21 protein-coding genes are annotated in these 23,066 nt (G+C 63.6%); 7 read left to right on the forward strand and 14 right to left on the reverse strand.

Annotation, left to right across the window (positions count from 1 at the left end; genetic code table 11):
* Positions 1 to 42: 42 nt before the first annotated feature.
* From scpB to ACR30Z_RS22110, 4 genes are all read right to left on the reverse strand, one after another.
* Complete coding sequence (gene scpB, locus ACR30Z_RS22095; RefSeq protein WP_434374609.1) at positions 43 to 699, reverse strand: SMC-Scp complex subunit ScpB; 657 nt, start codon at positions 697 to 699, stop codon at positions 43 to 45.
* Complete coding sequence (locus ACR30Z_RS22100; RefSeq protein ID WP_434374610.1) at positions 692 to 1,615, reverse strand: segregation and condensation protein A; 924 nt, start codon at positions 1,613 to 1,615, stop codon at positions 692 to 694. Before ACR30Z_RS22100 ends, scpB begins: the two co-directional genes overlap by 8 nt.
* Positions 1,616 to 1,621: 6 nt before the next feature.
* A complete protein-coding gene (locus ACR30Z_RS22105) occupies positions 1,622 to 2,521 on the reverse strand; it encodes a ParA family protein (RefSeq protein WP_434374611.1) in 900 nt (299 codons plus the stop codon).
* 250 nt (positions 2,522 to 2,771) lie between these two features.
* Positions 2,772 to 4,118, reverse strand: a complete 1,347-nt coding sequence (locus tag ACR30Z_RS22110) for a cation:dicarboxylate symporter family transporter (RefSeq protein WP_144652834.1) — start codon at positions 4,116 to 4,118, stop codon at positions 2,772 to 2,774.
* Positions 4,119 to 4,256: 138 nt separating this feature from the next.
* On the opposite strand from ACR30Z_RS22110, the gene ACR30Z_RS22115 reads away from it, so the two are divergent.
* The 6 genes from ACR30Z_RS22115 (at position 4,257) to ACR30Z_RS22140 (ending at position 11,027) form a co-directional block, all read left to right on the forward strand.
* A complete protein-coding gene (locus ACR30Z_RS22115; RefSeq protein ID WP_434374623.1) occupies positions 4,257 to 5,903 on the forward strand; it encodes a sensor histidine kinase in 1,647 nt (548 codons plus the stop codon).
* Positions 5,900 to 6,613, forward strand: coding sequence for a response regulator (locus ACR30Z_RS22120; RefSeq protein WP_144652835.1), 714 nt, complete (start codon positions 5,900 to 5,902; stop codon positions 6,611 to 6,613). The genes ACR30Z_RS22115 and ACR30Z_RS22120 overlap by 4 nt, the downstream gene beginning before the upstream one ends.
* A gap of 118 nt (positions 6,614 to 6,731) precedes the next feature.
* A complete protein-coding gene (locus ACR30Z_RS22125) occupies positions 6,732 to 7,373 on the forward strand; it encodes a GntR family transcriptional regulator (RefSeq protein ID WP_144652836.1) in 642 nt (213 codons plus the stop codon).
* 10 nt (positions 7,374 to 7,383) lie between these two features.
* Positions 7,384 to 8,904: an MmgE/PrpD family protein gene (locus ACR30Z_RS22130; RefSeq protein WP_434374612.1), complete on the forward strand. Its 1,521-nt coding sequence runs from the start codon at positions 7,384 to 7,386 to the stop codon at positions 8,902 to 8,904.
* Positions 8,905 to 9,810, forward strand: coding sequence for a methylisocitrate lyase (gene prpB, locus ACR30Z_RS22135; RefSeq protein ID WP_434374613.1), 906 nt, complete (start codon positions 8,905 to 8,907; stop codon positions 9,808 to 9,810).
* Between the two features lie 77 nt (positions 9,811 to 9,887).
* Positions 9,888 to 11,027, forward strand: coding sequence for a bifunctional 2-methylcitrate synthase/citrate synthase (locus ACR30Z_RS22140; protein ID WP_434374614.1), 1,140 nt, complete (start codon positions 9,888 to 9,890; stop codon positions 11,025 to 11,027).
* A gap of 74 nt (positions 11,028 to 11,101) precedes the next feature.
* Here the strand turns inward: ACR30Z_RS22140 and ACR30Z_RS22145 are convergent, their stop codons facing one another.
* On the reverse strand, positions 11,102 to 11,599 hold the full coding sequence (locus ACR30Z_RS22145) for an 8-oxo-dGTP diphosphatase (RefSeq protein WP_144652840.1): 498 nt from the start codon (positions 11,597 to 11,599) through the stop codon (positions 11,102 to 11,104).
* A gap of 56 nt (positions 11,600 to 11,655) precedes the next feature.
* Between ACR30Z_RS22145 and ACR30Z_RS22150 the strand changes: the two genes are divergently transcribed.
* Entirely contained in the window at positions 11,656 to 12,426 is a 771-nt protein-coding gene (locus tag ACR30Z_RS22150) for a hypothetical protein (protein WP_434374615.1), read from the forward strand.
* A gap of 32 nt (positions 12,427 to 12,458) precedes the next feature.
* Here the strand turns inward: ACR30Z_RS22150 and xerD are convergent, their stop codons facing one another.
* The 9 genes from xerD to ACR30Z_RS22195 form a co-directional block, all read right to left on the reverse strand.
* Complete coding sequence (xerD, locus tag ACR30Z_RS22155; protein WP_434374616.1) at positions 12,459 to 13,448, reverse strand: site-specific tyrosine recombinase XerD; 990 nt, start codon at positions 13,446 to 13,448, stop codon at positions 12,459 to 12,461.
* Entirely contained in the window at positions 13,421 to 14,083 is a 663-nt protein-coding gene (locus ACR30Z_RS22160; RefSeq protein ID WP_144652843.1) for an NUDIX domain-containing protein, read from the reverse strand. Before ACR30Z_RS22160 ends, xerD begins: the two co-directional genes overlap by 28 nt.
* A 28-nt stretch (positions 14,084 to 14,111) precedes the next feature.
* A complete protein-coding gene (locus ACR30Z_RS22165; protein WP_144652844.1) occupies positions 14,112 to 15,857 on the reverse strand; it encodes a CTP synthase in 1,746 nt (581 codons plus the stop codon).
* A 142-nt stretch (positions 15,858 to 15,999) separates the two neighbouring features.
* On the reverse strand, positions 16,000 to 17,739 hold the full coding sequence (recN, locus tag ACR30Z_RS22170) for a DNA repair protein RecN (RefSeq protein WP_144652845.1): 1,740 nt from the start codon (positions 17,737 to 17,739) through the stop codon (positions 16,000 to 16,002).
* Positions 17,740 to 17,742: 3 nt separating this feature from the next.
* Positions 17,743 to 18,774 carry an NAD kinase gene (locus ACR30Z_RS22175; RefSeq protein ID WP_434374617.1) on the reverse strand — a complete coding sequence of 344 codons (1,032 nt, stop codon included), beginning with the start codon at positions 18,772 to 18,774 and terminating at the stop codon, positions 17,743 to 17,745.
* 13 nt (positions 18,775 to 18,787) lie between these two features.
* Entirely contained in the window at positions 18,788 to 19,600 is an 813-nt protein-coding gene (locus ACR30Z_RS22180; RefSeq protein WP_144652847.1) for a TlyA family RNA methyltransferase, read from the reverse strand.
* Positions 19,601 to 19,603: 3 nt separating this feature from the next.
* Positions 19,604 to 19,861 carry a hypothetical protein gene (locus ACR30Z_RS22185; RefSeq protein WP_434374618.1) on the reverse strand — a complete coding sequence of 86 codons (258 nt, stop codon included), beginning with the start codon at positions 19,859 to 19,861 and terminating at the stop codon, positions 19,604 to 19,606.
* A gap of 9 nt (positions 19,862 to 19,870) precedes the next feature.
* Positions 19,871 to 20,857 carry an HAD-IIA family hydrolase gene (locus tag ACR30Z_RS22190; protein ID WP_144652849.1) on the reverse strand — a complete coding sequence of 329 codons (987 nt, stop codon included), beginning with the start codon at positions 20,855 to 20,857 and terminating at the stop codon, positions 19,871 to 19,873.
* Positions 20,850 to 22,691: a hypothetical protein gene (locus tag ACR30Z_RS22195; protein ID WP_434374619.1), complete on the reverse strand. Its 1,842-nt coding sequence runs from the start codon at positions 22,689 to 22,691 to the stop codon at positions 20,850 to 20,852. The genes ACR30Z_RS22190 and ACR30Z_RS22195 overlap by 8 nt, the downstream gene beginning before the upstream one ends.
* Between the last annotated feature and the right edge of the window lie 375 nt (positions 22,692 to 23,066).

Genomic DNA, 23,066 nt, shown 5'->3' on the forward strand with positions numbered 1-23,066 from the left:
ATCTGTATGAAATTGTCGTGCAGCGCCGGTGTAAGCCTGCGGCTACATCCGGCTGGCGTCGTAGTACTCGTCGATTCCTTCCAAACCCGGAAGGTGCGGCGAGAGCTGGGGCAATTCCGCCACCGAGCCGATGCCCATCCGTTCCAGGAAGTACGAGGTTGTCCGGTACAGGACAGCACCCGATTCGGGATCGTTTCCGGAGTCCTCGATCAAACCTCGCTGGGTAAGAGTCCGGACCACGGAATCGACGTTGACGCCGCGAATGGCGGACACCCGGGCCCTGGAGACCGGTTGCCGGTAGGCGATGACCGCCAGTGTCTCAAGCGCTGCCTGAGTAAGCCTGGTGGTCTGCCCTTCGAGGACGAACCTGCCCACGATGTCGGCGAAATCCGACCGTGAATAGATTCGCCACCCCCCGGCGACGTTCCGCAATTCAAAACCCCGGGGTGCAGTGCTGGCATCGGCAAAGCCGACAGCATCCACGTCCGGGGCTTTAACAGTATAGCCGCTATACTCCCGCTGCAGGTCCTGCAGCAAATCCTCGACGACGGCGACCGTGACGTTGAGTCCTGCAGCGAGCTCTTCGGACGTGGCTGGCTGGTCGATGACCATGAGCACCGCTTCAAGCGCTGCCCGAGGGCCACCGGGAAGTGCCTCCAGTTCCGCCAATCCGTCCTGGAGTGTTTCCTGTTCACTCACTGCCGTTTTCCCCGCTTCCGATTCCGTCAGGTTCAGGCCCTGCCTCATACTCTTCACTCAGGCTTGAACTGTCCCACTCGGCGCCGTCGCCGGTCCAGCGAACCGTCAGTTCCGCCAAAGGCTCGGGCTGCTCGAAGGCGACAACCCTGTCCCGGAACATCTCCAGCAACGCCAGGAACCGTGCCACCACCACCAGGGTGGTCTCGGCGTCGGCAATGAGTGTTTGGAAGGACAGAGGGGCGCCGAGTTTCAAGCGATACCCCATGATCTCGGCTTGTTCCTTGACGCTCACGGGCGGCGCGTGGAGGTGGCCCAAGCCCACTTCCTCGGGTGCAGCTTCCTTGGGTTTGAGCGCCTTGGCTGCCAGTTCGGCGAACTGCTCCGGACTGTGGCGCCACACAAGCTCGGGCAGCAGTGCGGCGAAATGGCCTTCCAGCGCGACCTGGCGCGGGTATCGCCTGGCTTCCTGTTCCAGTGTTTCGCCCAGGATTCCGGCGATTTGCTTGAAGGCCTTGTATTGCAATAGCCGGGCAAACAGCAGGTCCCTCGCCTCCAGAAGGGCGATGTCCTCGGCGTCTTCCACTTCGCCGGCAGGCAAAAGGCGGGCGGCCTTGAGATCAAGCAGCGTGGCAGCGATCACCAGGAACTCGCTGGCTTCATCAAGCGCCCAGTCCTCCCCCAGTTCCTGGAGACGGCGGATGTATTTGATGAACTCATCAGTGACCGTGGCAAGCGCCACCTCGGTGATGTCCAGTTTGTGTTTGGAGATGAGGCCGAGCAGGAGATCGAAGGGGCCGGTGAAGTTGGCCAGCCGTACCTCAAAGCCCGCCTTGCGGGAATCGGAGGTACCGGCGTCGGGCGTTTCCGCTGCAGCGGCGGGTTCTGCTTCCGATGTCGGAGCCAGTGACGGTACCACCGTCCGCTAGGGCGCGCCGCCGCGCGAAATCAGTTCCTTGGCAAGCCGGCGGTAAGCGTCGGCGCCGATGTGATTGCCGGCGTAGCTGGTGATCGGTTCAGCGGCCACAGTAGCGTCGGCGAACTTGATGGAACGCTTGATGACGGTCTCGAAGACTTTGTCGCCGAATGCCTCCACGAGGCGCGAAATTACTTCGCGGCTGTGCAGGGTACGGGCGTCGTACATGGTGGCCAGGACGCCGTCCACCTGCAGACGCGGGTTGAGGCGGTCCTGGACCTTTTCGATGGTCTCCACCAAGAGGGCGACGGCTCGCAGGGCGAAAAATTCACAGATCAACGGAATGATCACACCGTGTGCGGCGGTCAGGGCGTTGACTGTCAGCAGACCCAAGGAAGGCTGGCAGTCAATGAGTACGACGTCGTAATCGTCCTCGACGCTCTTGAGGGCGCGGTCAAGAACCTGTTCGCGGGCCACCTCGTTGACAAGCTGGACTTCGGCTGCGGAGAGGTCGATATTGGCGGGGAGCAGGTCCACGCCCTCCACGCCGGTTTGCTGGATGGCATCGCGGATGTCCACTTTGCGGTCCATCAGGACGTTGTAGACGGTGAGGTCGAGTTCATGCGGGTTCGCGCCGAGACCGGCGGAAAGCGCACCCTGGGGATCAAAGTCCACCAACAAGACACGTCGGCCAAACTCCGCGAGCGCCGCTGCAAGGTTGATGGTTGACGTGGTTTTACCCACACCGCCTTTTTGGTTAACCATGGCGATAACCCTCGCTGGACCATGGGAGTCAAGCGGAGCGGGTTCCGGGAATTCGCGATGAGGGCGGCCCGTGGGCCCCATGATGGCGTCTTCCAGATCGAGCCCGGCGCCTTCCAGCGTAGCTGTTCCCCGTTCGATGCTCACGTATCTAACCACTCTTTCGACGACGATCTTCCCTGCCGCTGGCCCCCAGCTACAGCGCTACTACCCCTTTAGGCTACAGCGCCCGACACGGTTATTCGGGGAACTTGACTTTGTCCGCTATTTGAGCCTTGACCCTCTAGTTGAGGTCTAAGGTTGCCCCTGGGCCCTACCGGAATCAGGAACGGCACGAAGGCCGACACCCTGCGGGTGCCGACCTCCGTGCCGTGGTGTTGCGTTGGTGCTGGTGTTGCTAGACGGCTGCCTTCTCGCGGGTGTCTGCCTCGGGAGCAGCTTCCTCCTCGCCGCCGTGGGCGATCATGGTCTGCTCGTCGAACGGTTCACTGCCGGAGAGGACCCGCTCCACCTGTCCGTTGTCGATTTCCTTGACCCAGGTACCGATCAGGACCGTCGCCACGGCGTTTCCGGTGAAGTTGGTCAACGCGCGGGCCTCGGACATGAAGCGGTCGATGCCGACAATCATGCCCACGCCACCCAGGAGCTCCGGCTTGTGCGCCTGGAGACCGGCGGCAAGAGTGGCCAGTCCGGCACCCGTGACACCTGCGGCACCCTTGGAGGCGATGATCATGAAGACCAGCAGGGAGACCTGCGCCCCGAGATCCAGCGGAGTACCCATCGCGTTGGCGACGAACAAGGAAGCCATGGTCAGGTAAATCGCCGTCCCGTCCAGGTTGAACGAGTAGCCCGTGGGGACCGTGACGCCGACCACCGGCTTGGAAACGCCCAAGTGCTCCATTTTGGCGATCAGGCGGGGCAGTGCCGCTTCGGAGGATGAGGTGGAGAAGATCAGGAGGTATTCACGGGCCAGGTACTTCATGAGCTTGAAGATGTTGACCCCGGCTACTGCGCGGAGCAGCGTGCCCAGGATGACCACGATGAACAGGGCGCAGGTGATGTAGAAGGCCAGCATCAGGGTGAACATGCTGAGGATCGCTTGGGCGCCTGTGGCACCTACGACGGCGGCGATGGCACCGAAGGCGCCTACCGGAGCCAGCCACATGATCATGATGAGGATGCGGAAGACGAGTCGCTGCCCGTGTCCGATGGCGGCGAGGATGGGCGCCCCTTGCTTGCCCATCTTTTGCAGGGCGAAACCGACCAGGATCGCGGCCAGCAGCGTGGGCAGGACCGGAATATCGCCAGGGATGATTCCCAGGAGGAAGTCCACGGTGCTGTTGGTGTCGGCCTTCTTGGTGGGATCGTAGGGGGTCAGCTTGAGGCCCTCGCCTGGGTGGATGAGGTTGCCCACCACCAGGCCAATGGCAAGTGCGAAGGTGGACATGGCCACAAAGTAGCCCAATGCCAGCCCGCCGACCTTGCCGACCGTTGCGGCCTTGGCGATGGAGCCGATGCCCAGGACGATGGTGCAGAAGATGACCGGAGCGATCATCATCTTAATGAGCTTGATGAAGCCGTCGCCGAGTGGCTTGAGCGACTTGCCGACCTCAGGGAACATCAAGCCGACCAAGGCGCCGAGCACTACGGCCAGGATGACAGCGATGTACAGGTAGTGCGACTTATCGAGCCCCTTGCGTCCACCTTTGGCAGCTACTGCCGACTCTCCTCGTTGAGAGGTCATGGGATTCTCCTTCTGGATACTGTGTAAGGCGCTGCGGTCCTGCACTGATGTCCAATCCGCTGCCCTTGTGTGATATCCATCATTGAGCCGTTGGTGACACACATCACCGTTGCGGTCATATTGGTCATGGAGGTCCACGTGTTTCACAGCTGGAGCATCGCCCGCCGCTTGTTCGTGGCAAACCTGCTGTTCGTCCTGGTACTGACGGCCGTCTTCGGCGCGTTCTCCGTGGTGGAGGCGAGGGACAGGGCCTATGACAATGCCGGCGGACGGATGCTCTCCCTCGCCACGTCGATCGCCAACAATCCGCTGGTCCTGGAAGCGGCCGGCACGGCAGACCCCTCCGGCGTCCTGCAGCCTTATGCCCGGGACGTCATGGAGGACGCCGACGCCGATTTCATCACGATCATGGCCCCCGACCGGACCCGCTGGACACATCCCCGCTCCGAAGAGCTGGGAAAGCCATATATCGGCACTATCGAGCCTGCCCTGCGGGGTGAGATCTTCACTGAGGTCACCGCTGGTACGTTGGGGCCCTCGGTCCGGACCATCGCACCCGTCAAGGACACGGACGGGACGGTTAAGGCCCTGGTCGCCGCGGGCGTTACGGTCCGCACGGTGGACACTGACGTTGCCGAACGACTGGGCGTGATCGGTGGGATAGCGCTGGTGGTTTTGACGTTCGGATCCTTTGCCTCCTGGCTCCTGGGCCGCTACCTCCGCTCGGTCACCCGGGGCTGGGGCCCTGAACAGCTGGCCCAGCTCTTCGCCTATTACGAATCCGTGCTGCACTCCGTCCGCGAAGGCGTGATCCTGATCGACACGCATGGCAAGGCCGTGATGTACAACGACCAAGCGGCGGAGTTGCTGGGGTTGGAGCCCTCCGACGCAGACCGGTCGCCGGACGCTGCTCCAAAACTGTCCGAGTTACCCTTCGATGGCAGCCTGCGAGCGCTGTTCGAATCCGGCAGGCCGGTCCATGACGAAATCCACCTCACGGGTTCACGGATACTGGTGGTCAACCAAGCTCCTGCCGTAGGGCCCGTGCCTGAGCGCAGCCGCCAGAAGCCCGCGGTCTATGGCACGGTCGCCACCATCCGGGACCGCACGGAGATCGAATCACTGGGCACGGAACTCCAGACCATGAAGACTCTCTCGGACGCCTTGAGGGCGCAGACCCACGAACACGCGAACCGGCTGCACATGATTGTCTCGTTGCTGGAACTGGGGCGAACGCCGCAAGCCTTGGAGTTTGCCACCAAGGACTTGGAGCTCAGCCAGCAACTCACCGATGACATGGTTGCTTCCGTGGATGAGCCCGTGATGAGTGCCCTGGTGATGGGCAAGGCAGCGGAGGCCCACGAGCGTGGCGTGGAACTGGTGGTGCGGACTTCCGGGAGTTCGGGCGTTCGCGGCTTGGAAATCCAGGATCTGGTGACCATCCTTGGAAACTTGCTCGACAACGCCATCGACGCTGCGGCCGGCGGCGAGTTCCCGCGGCAGGTGGAGTTGTCAGTGGAAGCGGGTCCGGCCGCCGTCGAGTTCCTGGTGAAGGACTCCGGCCGCGGCATTGATCCTGACTCGATCGATGATGTTCTGCAGTACGGTTTCAGCACCAAGTCAGCGGAAGGGAATCCTCGTGGTGCCCACGGCCGCGGCGTTGGCCTCGCGTTGGTACGTCAGGCCGTCCAGCGGTTGGACGGTACGATGACCATCAGCAATCCCGGCGGTGCACAGTTCCATGTTGTGCTGCCCGCGCCGGTTCCCGAGGAAGAGAAGGCATGACAGACATCCGCGTCCTGGTAGTGGAGGACGAGCCGATAGCGTCGGACGCCCACTCCGTCTACATCGGCCGGTTGGACGGGTTCACGCTGGTGGGAACCGCCCCGGATGGCCAATCGGCGCTGCGGATCCTTGGCGAGTTCGCCGCGTCCGGCGCCCCCGTGGACCTGGTCCTGCTGGACATGAACCTCCCGGACCTGCACGGCCTGGATGTCGCCCGCAGGATGCGGTCGGCCGGCGTTTTTGCGGACATCATCGCCATCACGGCCGTTCGGGAACTGAACATCGTACGCAGCGCCGTGTCCATCGGCGTAGTGCAGTACCTCATCAAACCGTTCACCTTCGCGACCTTCGCCGACAAGCTCAGCAGTTACCGAACGTTCCGCGAACAGCTGGCAGGTTCGATGTCCGGAATCTCGAAGGCGGGCGCTTCGCAGAGCGACGTTGACCAAGCTTTTGCGAGTCTTCGCGCCCCGACAGAGTTGCCGTTGCCCAAGGGCCTTTCCGGGTCCACCCTGGAGTCAGTGAAGGACCTGGTGCGGGCACGGCAGGACGCCGTGTCGGCAAGCGAGGTCATGGAGGCGCTGGGCATGTCCCGCGTCACCGCCCGCCGGTACTTGGAGTACTTGGCCGACGCCGGGACCGTCACCAGGGCGCCGCGGTACGGCACCCCCGGCCGCCCGGAGAATGAGTACGGCTGGAACCGGGGTTAGGGTTTAGCCGTTTCTGTCGGGCTCAGGACCCAACCTTGGGTGGCGCCCAATGTATACACAGAGCGAAGATTTCCTACTTCTGCTGACTTAATGATCCGCTCATGTATACACTGGGATCATGCGCGCCAGTGATCGGGCTTACACGGCCCTTCGTGAAGACATCATTGAATGGCGCCTACGGCCGGGCACGGTCCTGGCGGAAGTGGAGCAGTCCGAACGCCTCGGCGTGTCCCGCACGCCGGTCCGGGAGGCGCTGAGCCGGCTCACCGCTGAAGGATTGACGATGGCGGCAGGGGGCCGCGGCGTCGTCGTCACCGATATCTCGCTGGACAGCATCGACGAACTGTTCGAACTGCGCGAAACCCTTGAGGTACGGGCTGCGGCCCTGGCCGCTGAGCGCGGCGAGCCCGGCGTCTTCGCCGAGCTGCACGCACAGCTGCTGCTGGCGCCTGAGCTGCTCAGTGACAACGACCCAGCCCGGCATGACTACTACGCCCTGGTGGGCCGACTGGATGAGGCAATCGATGCCGCGATCTCCAATTCGTACCTGGCCCATGCCATGCGCAGCCTCCGCGTGCACTTGGTCCGCGTCCGCCGTTTGGCGGCTGACGATGCCACCCGGCTCCGTGCAGCCGCAGCCGAGCATGCCGCCATTGCCGAGGCCATCGCAGCCGGCAACCCACGGCTGGCGGAAGCCGCCACCACACTTCACCTGCACCGCAGCCTCACCCACGTCAAGGCAACCCATACCCCTCATTAGAAGGAGCACCATGGTCAAGAACAACCACGTCCGCGTCTACAAGAGCGAAGAGAACCTCCCGCGCGAGGAACAGCTGGCGCACAAGATCGCAGTGGTCGCCGCCGACCCCGTCGAAGTATCGCCCGAAGTCACTGACATGGTGATCAACCGGATCATCGACAACGCCTCCGTGGCCATCGCCTCGCTGAACCGGGCACCGATCGTCGCAGCCCGCGCCCAGGCACTGACCCACGCACCGTCCGCCAACGGCAAGGGCGCCCGCGTGTTCGGCATCGAAGAGCAGGTTTCCCCCGAGTGGGCCGCCTGGGCCAACGGCGTGGCCGTCCGTGAACTGGACTACCACGACACGTTCCTGGCCGCGGACTACTCCCACCCCGGCGATAACATCCCGCCGATCCTTGCAGTCGCCCAGCACGTGGGCTCCAACGGCACCGATCTGGTCCGTGCCATTGCTACCGGGTACGAGATCCAGGTGAACCTGGTCAAGGCCATCTGCCTGCACAAACACAAGATCGACCACGTGGCCCACCTCGGCCCCTCCGCCGCGGCAGGCATCGGCACGTTGTTGGGGTTGGACGTGGAGACCATCTTCCAGTCCGTGGGCCAGGCCCTCCACACCACCACCGCCACACGGCAGTCCCGCAAGGGCGAAATCTCCACGTGGAAGGCCCACGCCCCGGCCTTCGCGGGCAAGATGGCCGTCGAAGCCGTGGACCGCTCCATGCGTGGCCAGACGTCCCCCGTGCCGATCTACGAAGGCGAAGACGGTGTGATCGCCTGGATGCTGGACGGCCCGGACGCCTCCTACGAGGTCCCGCTGCCACTGCCCGGTGAAGCCAAGCGCGCCATCCTGGACACCTACACCAAGGAACACTCCGCCGAATACCAGGCCCAGGCCTGGATCGACCTCGCCCGCAAGCTCAACCGCGAGCACCCCGAGGCCACGGACCCGGCCAACGTGAACTCCGTGCTGATCAAAACGAGCCACCACACGCATTACGTGATCGGCTCCGGCGCGAACGATCCCCAGAAGTACTCCCCCACCGCCTCCCGCGAAACCCTGGACCACTCCATCCCGTACATCTTCACCGTCGCCCTGCAGGACGGCGCCTGGCACCATGTGGACTCCTACGCCCCCGAGCGTGCAGCGCGTCAGGACACCGTGGAACTCTGGCACAAGGTCACCACCGTGGAAGACCCTGAATGGACCCGTCGGTACCACTCGCTGGACATCGCAGAGAAGGCCTTCGGCGGCACTGTTGAAATCACGCTCACTGATGGAACGGTCATCACCGACGAAATCGCCGTGGCCGACGCCCACCCGCTCGGTGCCCGGCCGTTCGCCCGCGAGCAATACGTCAACAAGTTCCGCACCCTCGCTGCAGGACTCGTGGAGGAAGCCGAAATCGAAAGGTTCCTCGCCGCCGTCGAACGCGTCACCGAACTGGGCGAAGGCGAACTGGACCAACTGAACATCACCGCAGCACCCGGCGTGATCGACCTCAACAACGCACCCAAGGGACTGTTCTAAATGCTGTACTCCAAAGTCACCCCCGAACAGAAGCGAGTGAAGCTGCGGGAGCTCCTCGCCTCAGGGACCGTGCAGCAGTTCCCGGGTGCGTTCAACCCGCTCTCGGCACGGCTGATCGAGGAAAAGGGCTTCGCCGGGGTCTACATCTCCGGCGCCGTCCTGGCCAACGACCTCGGCCTGCCCGACATCGGCCTGACCACCCTCACCGAGGTGGCAACCCGTGCTGGGCAGATCGCCCGCATGACGGACCTGCCCTCCCTGGTGGACGCGGACACCGGCTTCGGTGAGCCCATGAACGTGGCCCGAACCATCCAGGAACTCGAAAACGCGGGCCTGGCCGGCTGCCACATCGAGGACCAGTTCAACCCGAAACGCTGCGGCCATCTGGACGGCAAGAACGTGGTGGACATCGACACCGCCACCAAACGCATCCGCGCCGCGGCAGACGCACGCCGGGACCCGAACTTCCTCATCATGGCCCGCACCGACATCCGGGCCGTCGAAGGAATCCAGGCCGCACAGGACCGTGCGAAGGCCCTGGTAGACGCCGGCGCTGACGCAATCTTCCCCGAAGCAATGGCAACCCTGGACGAGTTCCAAGCCATCCGCGACGCGGTGGATGTGCCGATCCTGGCCAACATGACCGAGTTCGGCAAAAGCGAGCTGTTCACCGTCGACCAGCTCCAAAACGTCGGCGTAAACATGGTCATCTACCCCGTCACCCTGCTCCGCATTGCCATGGGCGCTGCAGAGCGTACTCTGGAATCGATTAGGGCTGCGGGGACCCAAGAAGCGCAAGTGGAAAACATGCTCACGCGTGCGCGCCTCTACGAACTCGTCGACTACGAGGCATACAACCAATTCGATACCGGCGTTTTCAACTTCCAGGTTCCTGGCGTCCGCTAGGTTCCGGATTCATCAAGGGGAACGCGGGCACTCCGGAAACACCCGGCGCGCCTGCACAATGAACGAAGGAGAGCAGCATGGCAGCTGTTGACATCAAAAAGGGCCTAGCCGGCGTCGTGGTGGACTACACCGCCGTCTCGAAGGTCAACCCGGACACCAACTCGCTGCTGTATCGCGGGTATCCGGTCCAGGAACTGGCCGCCAAATGCAGCTTCGAAGAGGTGGCATACCTGCTGTGGAATGGCGAACTGCCCAACGAAACGCAGCTCGCCGAGTTTACGGCCCGTGAGCGCGCGGGCCGTGCCCTGGACCCGGTGGTCAAGTCTGTGGTGGATACGTTGCCCACCACTGCCCACCCCATGGATGTTTGCCGCACGGCGACGTCGGTGCTCGGCGCCCGGCACGAGCTGGCTGAGGACTCCTCGCCCGAAGCCGCTATGAAGAAGGCAATCGACCTCTGGGCCGCCATGCCCGCCGTCGTGGCCTACGACCAGCGTCGCCGCCGGGGCCAGGACGCAGTGGAACCCCGCGAGGACCTGGACTACTCGGCGAACTTCCTGTGGATGACATTCGGCGAGGACCCGGTGGACGAAGTAGTGGAGGCGTTCAACGTCTCCATGATCCTGTACGCAGAGCACTCCTTCAACGCCTCCACGTTCACCGCCCGCGTGGTCACCTCCACACTCTCAGACCTGCACTCAGCTGTCACAGCAGCCATCGGTGCCCTTAAGGGCCCGCTGCACGGCGGAGCCAACGAAGCCGTGATGCACACCTTTGACGAGATCGGCATCCGCAGCGAAGAATCCCTCGAAGAGGCCGCCACCCGTGCCCGTGCATGGATGGAAGATGCCCTGGCCCAGAAGAAGAAGGTCATGGGCTTCGGGCACCGTGTCTACAAGCACGGCGACTCCCGCGTGCCCACCATGAAGGCTGCCCTGGACAAAATGATCGCCCACTACGGACGACCCGAACTCCTGGGACTGTACAACGGACTCGAGCAGGCCATGGATGAGGCCAAGGCCATCAAGCCCAACCTCGACTACCCCGCCGGGCCCACCTACCACCTCATGGGCTTCGACACCCAGACGTTCACGCCACTGTTCGTCGCCAGCCGCATCACCGGCTGGACCGCCCACATCATGGAGCAGGTGGCGTCCAACTCCCTGATCCGTCCCCTGAGCGAATACAACGGACCGGAAGAGCGCCACGTGCCCTAACGCTTCTGGCTTACAGAAGGAAGAACGACGGCGGGCCGGTCACCGAAGAGGCGACCGGCCCGCCGTTGTTCCTTCTACTCCTCGGGGATCGTCCACGCCACCGTGTGGACGTTGGCGACATTCTCATTGTCTGCCGCCAAGTCGACGCGTACTGCGATGCGTTGACCGGAAATCATGGCCGGCAGCCAGTGTTCGGCATCGGCCCACATGCGCTCCACCGGCAAGCGCTCCACGGGGAACCAGGCCGGGGCGATCTCCTCGCTTTCCGACGGCTCGCCCTCCCAGGCTCTGGTGAGGAACACCGTGGTGGCCATGTTCCAGTCAGGCCTGGCCGGAAACACGAAATCCACAGTTCCTGCCGGAACCAGATCGTTCGCATGGACTACGACGTTGATTTCCTCCATAACCTCCCGGCATGCCGCCTCGGATGCGGTCTCCCCCAGTTCAACGTGCCCGCCGACGCCCACCACCTTGCCCCGGCCAAAGCCGGTCTTCTTGGTGCCGAGAAGTACGTACTCCCCATCCGCGCCGTTGCGGAGCAGGAAGCACAGAGTCACATGGGCTGCAGTCATGCTGCCTACCTTAACCTGATCTCCCCAGCCGTTGCCGCCATTGCTACAGTGAGCCCATGAGCGAAGGTGGGGGTGACGTGCGTGCCAACGTGGCCGCCGTCGATGAGGTTGCTGAGGTGCCGCCAAAGGCAGGGAACACGGAGAATGAGGCCGCCACGGGTCCTGTCCGTGCAGCCAAGCCTGAACGGGACTCCTGGCTGCCCCGTTGGCTGGTGGCGCACCCCCTCTACGTCGGTTGGGCGTGGACAGTAGTGTGGGCAGGGCTCATCATCCTGGACGAAGTGGTGGACCTGGCCGGATGGACGTGGTACCTCCTGGTCCTTGTGGCCGCCCTCCCCACCTTGGTCTCCACCCTGGTGGTGCTGCATGCCACTCCCCGCAGTCACCTGAGGGCCGTGGACGCCACCGTGCTGGGCCACTTTTTTGTGCGGTTCCTGGCGCTTGTAGCAGCGTTCATGGTGTGGGCGGCCTCCGTCGTGATGAGTGCCTCGATCTCCACGACAGTCCAGTCCGTGATTGGCGATTCCGAGAAGGAAGTTACTGCTCTCGGCTTCAACCTCATGCTGGCGGCGGTTCCGCTGGTGCTCTCAATCCTGTGGATGGCCTTCATCGTGCGCTGTGCTTGGTTCCTGCGGAGGCTGCGCGGCTGGCGGCAGATACCGGTAAAGACCCGTGTGCCTAAGAAGTTCCTCCGCGGACGGCCCCGGCTCAAGCGTGTAGTGGTAGGGCTCGCGCACCCCGGTCTCCTGCTGGTAGCAGGTTTGGGAACGTCGCTGCTGGCGCTGTTTGTGGACGCCGTGGAACTGACGCTGAACGTACTGGACTAATTGGCCGGACGTTTTAGGCGGGACGATAGCAACTAGCCGAGCGCCCTCGGGTGTGCCGCTGCGTAGATTTCGCGCAACGTGTCCGCGGTGACCAGTGTGTAAACCTGCGTGGTGGTCACGGACGCATGGCCCAACAGTTCCTGCACCACCCTGACATCCGCCCCGCCCTCCAGGAGATGCGTGGCGAAAGAGTGGCGCAGGGTGTGCGGCGAGACGTCCTTGGTGATATTGGCCTTCTCGGCAGCCGTTTTGAGGATGGTCCATGCGCTCTGCCTGCTGATCCGCCCGCCCCGGGCGTTCAGGAACAGAGCCGGAGTGCCTTTGCCTTTGGACGCCAGCAAGGGCCTGCCACGGACAACATAAGCCCCGACGGCGCGTGCACCGTAGGAGCCCAGCGGCACCAGCCGTTCCTTGGAACCTTTGCCGAACAACCTCACGATGGCAGGATCGCCGCCGGTGTCCTCGAGGGAAACGTCGTCCACGTCCAGTCCCACGGCTTCACTGATGCGGGCCCCGGTGGAGTACAGAAATTCCAGGAGGGCGCGGTCCCGAAGTCCTGTGGCACTATCCGAGCCGGCAGCTTCCAGGATGCGCGTAACCTCACCGACGCTGATGGCTTTCGGAAGCCGCTTGCCCGGCATGGGCGGGTGGACATCGCTGGCGGGGTCCGCCGTCGTTGTTCCTTCCAGGGCCCAAAACTTATGTAATCCACGGACAGCTACCACCGTGCGTGCGGCTGAGCGGACACCAAGGACGGCAGCCCCATCCGAACCTTCGGACAACGCTTGAACAAAAGCGGTGACATGGTGGCGGGTAATGTCGCCAGGCCGTTCCACCCCCTGGGCCGCGAGGAAATTTGAGTACCTTGCGAGGTCACGGCGATAAGCGGCCAAGGTGTTCGCGGCCAAACCGCGTTCCACGCCGACGTGCTGAAGATAGTCAGTCACTGCGCGGTCAACGCCGTTGACGGTTCGCGTGGCGGCCTCGGCCATGCTCAGCGCTGGCTCGGGTGTGCCGGCCATGGTGCGTTGGCAGGACGCAGACTGCTGAATCCGTCAGCCTTGGCAGCGGCGGCCGCGAGGATTCCGAGGACTGCCGAGGGGTTGTGCAGCCGACCTTCGAGGACGGCACGCACGGCCTCGTCCAACGGAACCCATTGGAGCTCGATCTCTGCCTCTTCGTCGGTGCGAACATGTCGCTCGGCCTCCGGGACATCGGTGATGCCACGGGCCAGGTAGATCCGAACCGCTTCGCTGGAGGAGCCGGGAGAGTTGAAAAAGTCCACCAGTACATTCCAGGTAGCTGCAACGAGGTCGGCTTCCTCAGCGAGCTCCCGTGCTGCGCCCACCACAAAATCTTCACCTTCGACATCCAGCAGGCCAGCCGGAATCTCCCAAAGATCCATGCCCACGGGGTGGCGGTACTGCTTCAGCAGCAGGACCTCACCGTCCACGTTCATGGGGAGCACGGCTACTGCGCCAGGGTGGTCGATGTAGTCACGGACCAGGGCGTCAGTGTCCTCGCTCAGCTGGAACGAGTCGCTGACCACATCCCAAATGCGGCCTTCGTAAACCTTGCTGGTAGACAAAAGACGGCGCGGGCTCGGCATGTCCGAAACCTGCCTTGATGTGCGGGGGGTTTCAGAGATACCGGGCATCGCGCCGTCCTTTGCTTTTTTCTTGCGTTTACTTGGCAGCTACCGCGCGGGCACCGGTCTTGGTGGCAACAGGGCCGCCTTCACGACGCTCCAGTGCAGCCTTGACCAGGCCAGCGAACAGCGGGTGAGGGCGCGTAGGCCGGGAGCTGAGCTCCGGGTGCGCCTGCGTTGCAACGTAGAACGGGTGCACTTCACGGGGAAGCTCAACATACTCCACGAGCTTGCCGTCAGGAGAGGTACCCGAGAACACCAGGCCCTCGGCCGCGATCTGGTCGCGGTACTTGTTGTTGACCTCGTAGCGGTGACGGTGGCGTTCGCTGACAGTGGTGGTGCCGTAGGTCTCGGCGATGACCGAGCCCTCGTCCAGCTTGGCTTCGTAGAGGCCCAGGCGCATGGTGCCGCCGAGGTCTCCCTTGCCTTCCACGATGTCCAACTGCTCTTCCATGGTGGCGATGACCGGGTACTTGGAATCCGGCTCGAACTCGCTCGAGGACGCGCCTTCCAGGCCAACGACGTTGCGGGCGTACTCGATGACCATGCACTGCAGGCCAAGGCAGAGACCCAAGACGGGGAGCTTGGATTCACGGGCGAACTTCAACGCGCCAAGCTTGCCTTCGAGTCCGCGGATACCGAATCCACCCGGAACGCAGATGGCGTCCACGCCGGCCAGGGACTTGGTGGCACCTGCGAGGGTTTCACACTCGTCCGAAGGGACCCAACGGATCTTAACCTTGGCTTCGTTGGCGAACCCGCCGGCACGGAGCGCTTCGGTGACCGAGAGGTACGCATCCGGAAGGTCGATGTACTTGCCCACCAGGGCGATTTCGACCTCGTGCTTGGGGTTGTGGACGGCTTCGAGCAGCTTGTCCCACTTGCTCCAGTCAACGTCCTTGAACGGCAGATCCAGTGCCCGGACGATGTAGGAGTCCAGGCCCTGTGAGTGCAGCGTCTTGGGGATGTCGTAGATGCTGGGGGCATCCGCGGCGTTGACCACGGCGTCGATGTCGACGTCGCACATGCGGCCGATCTTCTCGCGCATGGCATCGGGCACTTCGCGGTCCGAGCGGATCACGATGGCTTCGGGCTGGATGCCGATGGAGCGAAGGGCTGCCACGGAGTGCTGCGTCGGCTTGGTCTTCAGTTCCTGGGAAGGACCGATGTACGGCACCAGGGAAACATGGAGGAAGAAGACGTTGTTGCGGCCAACATCCTGGCGGACCTGGCGGGCCGACTCGAGGAAGGGCTGCGACTCGATATCGCCCACCGTGCCACCGATTTCGGTGATGATAACGTCCGGAGCGTTCTTGCCTTCGGCAGGCAGTCGCATACGGCGCTTGATTTCATCCGTGATGTGCGGGATGACCTGAACGGTGTCTCCGAGGTATTCGCCGCGGCGTTCCTTGGCAATCACGGTGGAGTAGATCTGGCCGGTTGTCACGTTGGCCGAACCTTCGAGGTTTTCATCGAGGAAGCGCTCGTAGTGTCCGATGTCGAGGTCGGTTTCGGCGCCGTCATCCGTCACGAATACTTCGCCGTGCTGGAAGGGGTTCATCGTGCCCGGATCCACGTTCAAGTAGGGATCGAGCTTCTGCATAGTTACAGACAAACCGCGTGCCCGCAGCAGGTGGCCGAGGCTGGAAGCCGTCAGACCCTTACCGAGCGAGGACGCCACACCACCGGTGACGAAGATGTGTTTGGTCGTCTTGGACGAGCCCGGGAACCGGGAATTTACACGGGAATTTGATCGCTGCACCACGGAATTCGAGCTTATCATCAATTACGCCTTCCAAGCGTCCGGTTCGATTCCCCAAATGGTCAATAGTTGCCCAGGACCGCGTTCCAATCAAGAGCCGGGCCGGACCAAGTGCTGCGATGTGATTGTGGGCACGTCGGTCAAACCCTCCTGCCTGAGCCGGCTAGGCGCGCTGGGGCAGGAGCTTCGCGTCGTCCAGCAGTTCCTGGGCGTGGGCCTGCGCAGACTCGGAATCCTCTTGCCCGGCCAACATGCGGGCAAGTTCCTTGACACGTTCGTCGTCGCTGAGCAACTGCACGTCGCTGGAGGTGAATCCTGTGGTCGTCTTTCCGTCGGAGCCCCGCACGGATGTCTTGGTCACGCGGATGTGCTGGTCGGCGAAAGCAGCCACCTGGGGCAGGTGGGTCACCACCAGCACCTGGACGTGGCGGGCCAACATGGCCAAGCGGCGTCCGATTTCGACGGCGGCCCGGCCGCCAACGCCCGCGTCCACTTCGTCAAAGACGAAAGTCGGGACGGGATCCACAGCTGCCAGAACCACCTCTATAGCCAACATCACCCTGGAGAGTTCACCGCCTGACGCCCCTTTGCCCAGTGGCCTGGCGGGAGCGCCCGAATGCGGCCGCAGGAGGAAGGCGATCTCGTCGGTGCCCCACGGGCCCAACGATCCGCTGCCGTCCACCTCGATGACCAACGTGGCGTCCGCCATGGCCAGGGCCTTCAGCTCCGCGCTGACCCTTGATGACAGGTCCTTGGCAGCCTTCTGGCGGGCTTTGCTGATTGTTGCCGCCTGCTTCCTCAAGGTGCCCTCGGCAGAAGCCACCTCGGCGTCCAGGGACTCGATACGGCTTGAGTCGTCCTGCAGCTCGTCCAAGCGAGTCCTCGCGGCCGCTGCCCACTCCAGCACTTCATCGATGCTGGGGGCGTACTTGCGGATCAGCTTGGCCAAAGCGGCTCGGCGGTCCTCGATCTCGGAGAGCCGTTCCGGCCCTTCCGTGTCCAACGCGGCCTGGTAGCTGGACAGCTCGGCCGCGATGTCATTGAGGAGGAACCCGACTTCAGCAAGCCGGGTAGCGGCAGAACGCAACTCCTCGTCATGCTCGGCCACATGCTCGAGTGTCCGTTTTGCCGCATCCACCATGGAGGTTGCGTCCCCGGCGTCCCCGAATTCCTCCGCGATGAGAGATTCATGGGCCGCAGCCGCTGCCAGCCTCAGCTCTTCGACATTCGCCAGCTTCACGGCCTCGGCCTTGAGCGTTTCGTCCTCGCCCGGCTGGGGGTCGACATCGTCGATTTCCTTGAGGGCAGCGTCCAACGACTCAGCTTCACGGAGACGTTCGCGAGCTTCACTCCGCAAGGTTTCGAGCTCGGCCTGGATGGCCTTCCAATGGTTGAAGAGCTCCTGGTACTCCCCCAGGCTTTTGGCGAGGGGGGCTCCAGCGAACCTGTCCAAGGCATGCCGCTGCGCCGTAGCACTCTTGAGGCGGATCTGGTCCGACTGTCCATGGACCACCACCAGGCTTTCGCCCAACTCCGCCAGCACGCCCACAGGTGCCGCACGTCCGCCAACGTAAGCACGGCTGCGCCCATCGGCACCCACGGTGCGGGCCAGCAGGAGCTCTGCGACGCCGTCGAACTCCTCGGCCTCACCGCCGGCCTCCTTGGCGCGTTCAACGGCACTGTGCGCGGGATCGAGCTTCAGCACGGCCTCCGCAGAGGCGGACTTGGCGCCGCTCCGGACAGCTCCCGCGTCCGAACGGGCGCCAAGGAGAAGCCCGACGGCGGTCACCACCATGGTTTTGCCCGCGCCGGTTTCGCCCGTGACGACGCTGAGCCCGGGGCCCAGCGGCAGGGCGGCGTCAGTGATGACGCCGAGGTCACGGATTCGGAGTTCTTCAAGCATGGTTCACTTCGCATTCGTGGGGTCGGAAGGTTCACCGTCCCGGGGACTGTCAACATCCCGCGGACTGGGCAAGGGAGCCGGCGACAGGGTCCGGATCACGGGGATGGGACCAGTGTGGACTTCGCCGCTCCGGGGGGCCGGGCCACGCCAGCCGTGGATGGGGAGCTCGAATTTGCGGACGAGTCGGGCCGAGAACGGCGTTTTGTGGGTCCGGGCGAGCCGCACCGGAGTTGCCGAGCGTGTCACTTCAACACGGGCACCGGGCGGGAGGTCCACCGACCGCCGCCCATCGCACCACAGCACCCCCAGGGCGTCCGTCCGGTTCATGATCTCGACGGCCAGCTTGGAGCGCGGCGACACCACCAGCGGTTTGGCAAAGAGGGCATGCGCACTGATGGGAACGATGACCAGGGCCTCTACCTCGGGCCACACCACGGGTCCGCCCGATGAGAAAGCGTAGGCTGTGGAACCGGTGGGGGTAGCCATCACCACGCCATCGCAGCCGAAGGACGTCAGGGGACGTTCATCCACCTCGGTGACGACCTCCAGCATCCGCTCCCGGTTGGCCTTCTCAATGGCTGCCTCATTCAAAGCCCACGTATGCCAGATCTTTTGACCTTTGATCCATACCTGGACATCGATGGTCATGCGTTCTTCCACCGTGTACTGGCGGCTCGCGATCCACTCCACCGTCTGGGCGAGGTCAGCCCGTTCGCTTTCGGCCAGGAAACCCACATGCCCCAGGTTCACACCCAGCAGCGGGACATCCACTTCACGGACCAGTTCGGCCGCGCGCAGGATGGTTCCGTCGCCGCCCAGGACCATGACCAATTCCACGTCCTCCAAGCTGACGTGGTCGTTGAGAATCTCGATCGGCGTATCCAAGGCACCGAAGAACCGCTCGATATCGGCAAGTTCTGATTTCTGCAGCACGGGAACCAGGCCTGAAGAGTGCAGTTGCGTACAGGCATCCCATGCTGCGCGTAGCGATTCCTCCCGCCCTGTGTGGGCAAGGACCAGTACACGCCTGCTCATCGGGTTCTGCTTTCTAGTGGTTTGGCCAGAGTTTCTTGATCAACGCAGCAACGTGCTCGTCCCGCTCTTCGATCTTAGGCAACTCCGCGGACATCCTGCGCTTCATCCACAGGAAGTATTCAACATTTCCGTCTTGACCCGGGAGCGGGCTGGCCGCCACGTCCTGTAGATCCAGCCCCGCATCCACTGCTGCGCGGGCCACCTGGGCAACCGCACGGCGTCGTTCATTCTCCGACGACACCACGCCCGTCCGGCTCAGCCGCTCCTTGCCCACTTCGAACTGGGGTTTGACCATGAGGACAAGGTCACCACCAGGCTCGGTGCAGTACGCCAAGGGCCCCACTACCAGCGTCAGTGAAATAAAAGACAGGTCCGCGACGGTCAATGCAGCCGTGCCGCCGATCTGTTCCGGGCTCATGTACCGGACGTTGAGACCTTCATGGACGTCCACGCGTGAATCGTCCCGAAGGTGCGGCACCAACTGTCCATGCCCGACGTCGACTGCCACCACGTGCGCCGCACCTTGCCGAAGCAGCACGTCAGTGAAACCGCCGGTGGAGGCACCGGCGTCGAGACACCGCCTTCCGGCGACCACGACGGCGGGAAAGGCTTCCAGCGCACCGGCGAGTTTATGTCCGGCACGGCTGACGTAGATGTCCTCCAGGTGGGCTTGGACCGTGAGCTCCGTATCGGGGTCCACCTGGTGGGCAGCCTTGCCGAGGACGTGGCCCTCGGAACTGACCTTGCCATCACTAATGAGTTTGGCCGCGTGGGTACGGGACCTCGCCAACCCGCGGGTGACGAGTTCCTGATCGAGTCGTGCCATTCTCTAGCTATCGCCTTCCGGGCTGTTGGGCCTCGGCGCGGCCGGTAGCCCCGGCTCCGCATCCAAAGCCTCCAACAGGGAGTCATGCATCCCGGCGTACAGTTCACCATGCTCGGCTACCGGGGAGTCCGGGACGCCTTCCAGCAAGCCGAGCGCCCTGTCAACAAGTGCGTCACCGGTGGGTGTGGCGTCGTCAGGCCACTGAACGTCGAGGTCGGGCCCGGGAGTCTCGGGCAGCGGAGAAGTGTTGGGCTCGGTCATCGCACCAGTCTAGTGAGTTCGCCATTCCAGCTTCGGCGCCTGCGCTACCGACGTGTCCGGGACGGCAGCCCACCAGGCTGCACACGCGGCGCGCCACGCATCGAGGTCGTGTGCGTCACCAGTCACCGTCACCGTGCCGTTTTCAGCCACAGCTGAGGCTGCCCCGCATCGGTAGGAACCGGCGTCGCCCATGACCTCGGGATAGGGAGCATAAAGGCCCTCGAGGTCCGCCAGCAGGTAGTCGGGGCGCTCGTCGGTCCGCGCAGCCAAGATGGTGTGGGTGGTGTCAACACCGGTGAGGACTGCCGCCGTCGCAAATCCTGCGCGATTGCCACCCAGGATGTCTGTGTCCAAGCGGTCGCCGACCACCAGTGGGCGATCGGCTTTTAGCCGTTTGGCGGCCGCATGGAACAACGGCGCTTCAGGCTTGCCTGCCACCAGGGGTGTTTTACCTGTGGCTGCCGCAACGGCAGCAACGAGTGTTCCGTTGCCGGGCGCCATGCCTCGGGCCTGCGGGATGGACATGTCCGTGTTGGTTGCGAACCACATGGCTCCGCCGGCCACCACGTACGACGCCTCCGCGAGGTCCTTCCAACCGATCTCCGGGTTGAACCCCTGGACCACCGCTACAGGAGACTCTTCGGCGCTATGAACCGGCTTGAGGCCCACCAATTCGATCTCATGGGCCAATGCTGCGCTGCCAGTGATGAGGACATGCGCCCCCGCAGGCAGCATGGAAGCCAGAAGCTCCCCTGCTGCCTGGGAGGAACTGACCACTTGATGGTCCTCGGCCGGCGCACCAAGCTCACGCAGGTGCGCAGCGACCTGCGCTGGAGTCCTGGATGCGTTGTTGGTGACGTAACCCAGGCCAACGCCCACAGTTTCGAGACGCCGCAACGACTCCACAGCCCCAGGGATGGCGTGCGGTCCTGCGTAGACCACTCCATCAAGATCGGACAGGACAGCATCAAATGATGAGATCAGTGAATCAGCCATGCTGGGATTCGGTGCCCTCGTTGTCAGCCTCTGCTGCTTCCTTGTGCTCATCCTCGTCTTCAACGGAGTCGATGTCCGACTCAGCGTCATCCGACTCGAAGTAGTCCGACTCAGCGTCATCCAGTTCAACATCATCGTGATCAACGTCAGCCGCTGCGGCTTCCACGATGACCGTTTCAGTTTCGGCCTTCACGACGTCGGCCTCCGGGGCCGGCTTCTGGAAGCGCGGCTTGCGTGCGGCTTCCTCGTCCTGCTCATCCCAGCCGAGGTCAAGGATCTCCGGCTCCGCAAAGTCGCCGACACCCAAAGCGTTCTCGGCTACGAGCGCCTGTCGGGCCCACTTGTCAGCTTCCTCATTGCGGCCCACAGCGCTCAGTGCCTCAGCGTACGCACGGAACAGGCGCGGGCTATACGAGAAGGCCCGGTTGATGTCCAACTGCGGGATCTCCAGCTCGCTGACAGCAGCATCCAGTTGCTTCAAGTCAGCGCGCGCCCCCGACGCCACAATCGCCAACTCCACCTTGCCCGGAGCATCAAGATCCTGGGCTTCCGGAGAGCGGACCATGTCAAGTGCGCGGTCCGGACGGCCAAGGCCACGCTCGCAGTCAGCCATCACCGGCAGATGCACATTGGACCCACTGATGCGGCGGTACGTACGGAATTCGCGCAGGGCTTCTCCATAGTGACCGGCAGCGTAGGCGGTCAGACCCACAGCTTCACGGACGGCCGAGAGACGGCCACCGCGTCGGCTGGCAGCGAGGGCGTGCTGGAACGCCAACTCAGGCTCGATGTCAATCAAGCGGCCTGCCATGACCAGGTGCTTCGCGACCCAGCCTGCGCTCTGCTCTTCGAGGGTCTTGATCTGGTGACCCGTGGCGCGGTCGAGTTCCTTGCCTGTGACGTCTTCATCGATCTCGGGCGAACGTTCACGGTCAGGGCGGTTGGCGCTGCGGATATCCTTGGCGTTCGGCACGCGGGCCGGGCGCTCTTCCCAGGAATTGCCACGGTCGCCGCCAAAGGATCGGCGTTCACCATCGCGTGCCGGGCGGTCCTGGCGGTCTCCGAACGAGCGGCGTTCGCCGCCACGGTCCGGGCGGTCACCGAATGACTTCCGATCACCGCGGTCGTTATTGACGCGGTCGTTATTGAACGGGCGGCGGTCATCGCTGTCTCGACGGGGACCGTCAAAGTTCCGCGGGCCGCGCTCAGGACGGTCACCGAAGGAACGGCGTTCACCATCACGTGCCGGACGATCGCCGAAGGGCTTCCGGCCGCCGCGGTCGTTATTGAACGGGCGGCGGTCATCGCTGTCTCGACGGGGACCGTCAAAGTTCCGCGGGCCGCGCTCAGGACGGTCACCGAACGAACGACGTTCACCATCACGAGCCGGACGATCGCTACGATCGCGGTCACCGAACGGCTTACGATCCCCACGGTCATTGTTAAACGGACGACGCTCACCATCACGAGCCGGACGATCGCTACGATCGCGGTCACCGAACGGCTTACGATCCCCACGGTCATTGTTGAACGGACGACGCTCACCATCACGAGCCGGACGATCGCTACGATCGCGGTCACCGAACGGCTTACGATCCCCACGGTCATTGTTAAACGGACGACGCTCACCATCACGAGCCGGACGATCGCTACCAAAGGGGCGACGATCGCCGTCGCGTGCGGGACGGTCATTGCCGTCCCGGTTTTCCCTGGAACGGAACCCACGAGGATCTCCGCCGGAATTGTTGTTGGGGCGGTACGAACCCCGGTCGTCCCGGTTCCCGCCGAAGTTTCCGCGATTGCCGCCGCGATTGCCGCCGTTGTGCTCAGCCATGGTGGATTCCTCCTGTTGCGAGCCGACCACTGGCGCGTGCGTAGTCGCTCATAACCCTTATTTCGTTGTCACGCCGCCGGCAGCGCGTAGCTCCCGGCTCGTATATCTTGTTCAATTCTATTCGACCCCGCCAACACCCCAGAACGCGGAGGGTGTTTTTGCGCCACCCGTGGCAAGTCTCACAACGTGGCAGTGACGCCGGAACAATCAGCCGCGGGGGGACGTTCGCTGTTCACGCCCGCCCGGGGTCTGCCTGCCTGGTGTGTGGGTGTTAAAGGTGAAGAGCCCCGACCTGTGGTCGGGGCTCTTCGAATGGTTGTCCGGCGGTGTCCTACTCTCCCACACCCTCCCGGGTGCAGTACCATCGGCGCTGTG

The sequence above is a fragment of the Paenarthrobacter sp. FR1 genome (assembly GCF_051106045.1).
Taxonomy (GTDB): domain Bacteria; phylum Actinomycetota; class Actinomycetes; order Actinomycetales; family Micrococcaceae; genus Arthrobacter; species Arthrobacter nitroguajacolicus_A.

Coding starts and splice junctions, on each gene's coding strand:
- ACR30Z_RS22130 (WP_434374612.1), top strand. CDS start 7,384: ATGGTCAAGAACAACCACGTCCGCGTCTACAAGAGCGAAGAGAACCTC.
- ACR30Z_RS22110 (WP_144652834.1), bottom strand. CDS start 4,118: ATGACCTCTCAACGAGGAGAGTCGGCAGTAGCTGCCAAAGGTGGACGC.
- xerD (WP_434374616.1), bottom strand. CDS start 13,448: ATGGCCGGCACACCCGAGCCAGCGCTGAGCATGGCCGAGGCCGCCACG.
- ACR30Z_RS22120 (WP_144652835.1), top strand. CDS start 5,900: ATGACAGACATCCGCGTCCTGGTAGTGGAGGACGAGCCGATAGCGTCG.
- ACR30Z_RS22140 (WP_434374614.1), top strand. CDS start 9,888: ATGGCAGCTGTTGACATCAAAAAGGGCCTAGCCGGCGTCGTGGTGGAC.
- ACR30Z_RS22160 (WP_144652843.1), bottom strand. CDS start 14,083: ATGCCCGGTATCTCTGAAACCCCCCGCACATCAAGGCAGGTTTCGGAC.
- recN (WP_144652845.1), bottom strand. CDS start 17,739: ATGCTTGAAGAACTCCGAATCCGTGACCTCGGCGTCATCACTGACGCC.
- ACR30Z_RS22190 (WP_144652849.1), bottom strand. CDS start 20,857: ATGGCTGATTCACTGATCTCATCATTTGATGCTGTCCTGTCCGATCTT.
- ACR30Z_RS22150 (WP_434374615.1), top strand. CDS start 11,656: ATGAGCGAAGGTGGGGGTGACGTGCGTGCCAACGTGGCCGCCGTCGAT.
- ACR30Z_RS22125 (WP_144652836.1), top strand. CDS start 6,732: ATGCGCGCCAGTGATCGGGCTTACACGGCCCTTCGTGAAGACATCATT.
- ACR30Z_RS22195 (WP_434374619.1), bottom strand. CDS start 22,691: ATGGCTGAGCACAACGGCGGCAATCGCGGCGGCAATCGCGGAAACTTC.
- ACR30Z_RS22145 (WP_144652840.1), bottom strand. CDS start 11,599: ATGACTGCAGCCCATGTGACTCTGTGCTTCCTGCTCCGCAACGGCGCG.
- ACR30Z_RS22180 (WP_144652847.1), bottom strand. CDS start 19,600: ATGGCACGACTCGATCAGGAACTCGTCACCCGCGGGTTGGCGAGGTCC.
- ACR30Z_RS22165 (WP_144652844.1), bottom strand. CDS start 15,857: ATGATAAGCTCGAATTCCGTGGTGCAGCGATCAAATTCCCGTGTAAAT.
- ACR30Z_RS22175 (WP_434374617.1), bottom strand. CDS start 18,774: ATGAGCAGGCGTGTACTGGTCCTTGCCCACACAGGGCGGGAGGAATCG.
- ACR30Z_RS22185 (WP_434374618.1), bottom strand. CDS start 19,861: ATGACCGAGCCCAACACTTCTCCGCTGCCCGAGACTCCCGGGCCCGAC.
- prpB (WP_434374613.1), top strand. CDS start 8,905: ATGCTGTACTCCAAAGTCACCCCCGAACAGAAGCGAGTGAAGCTGCGG.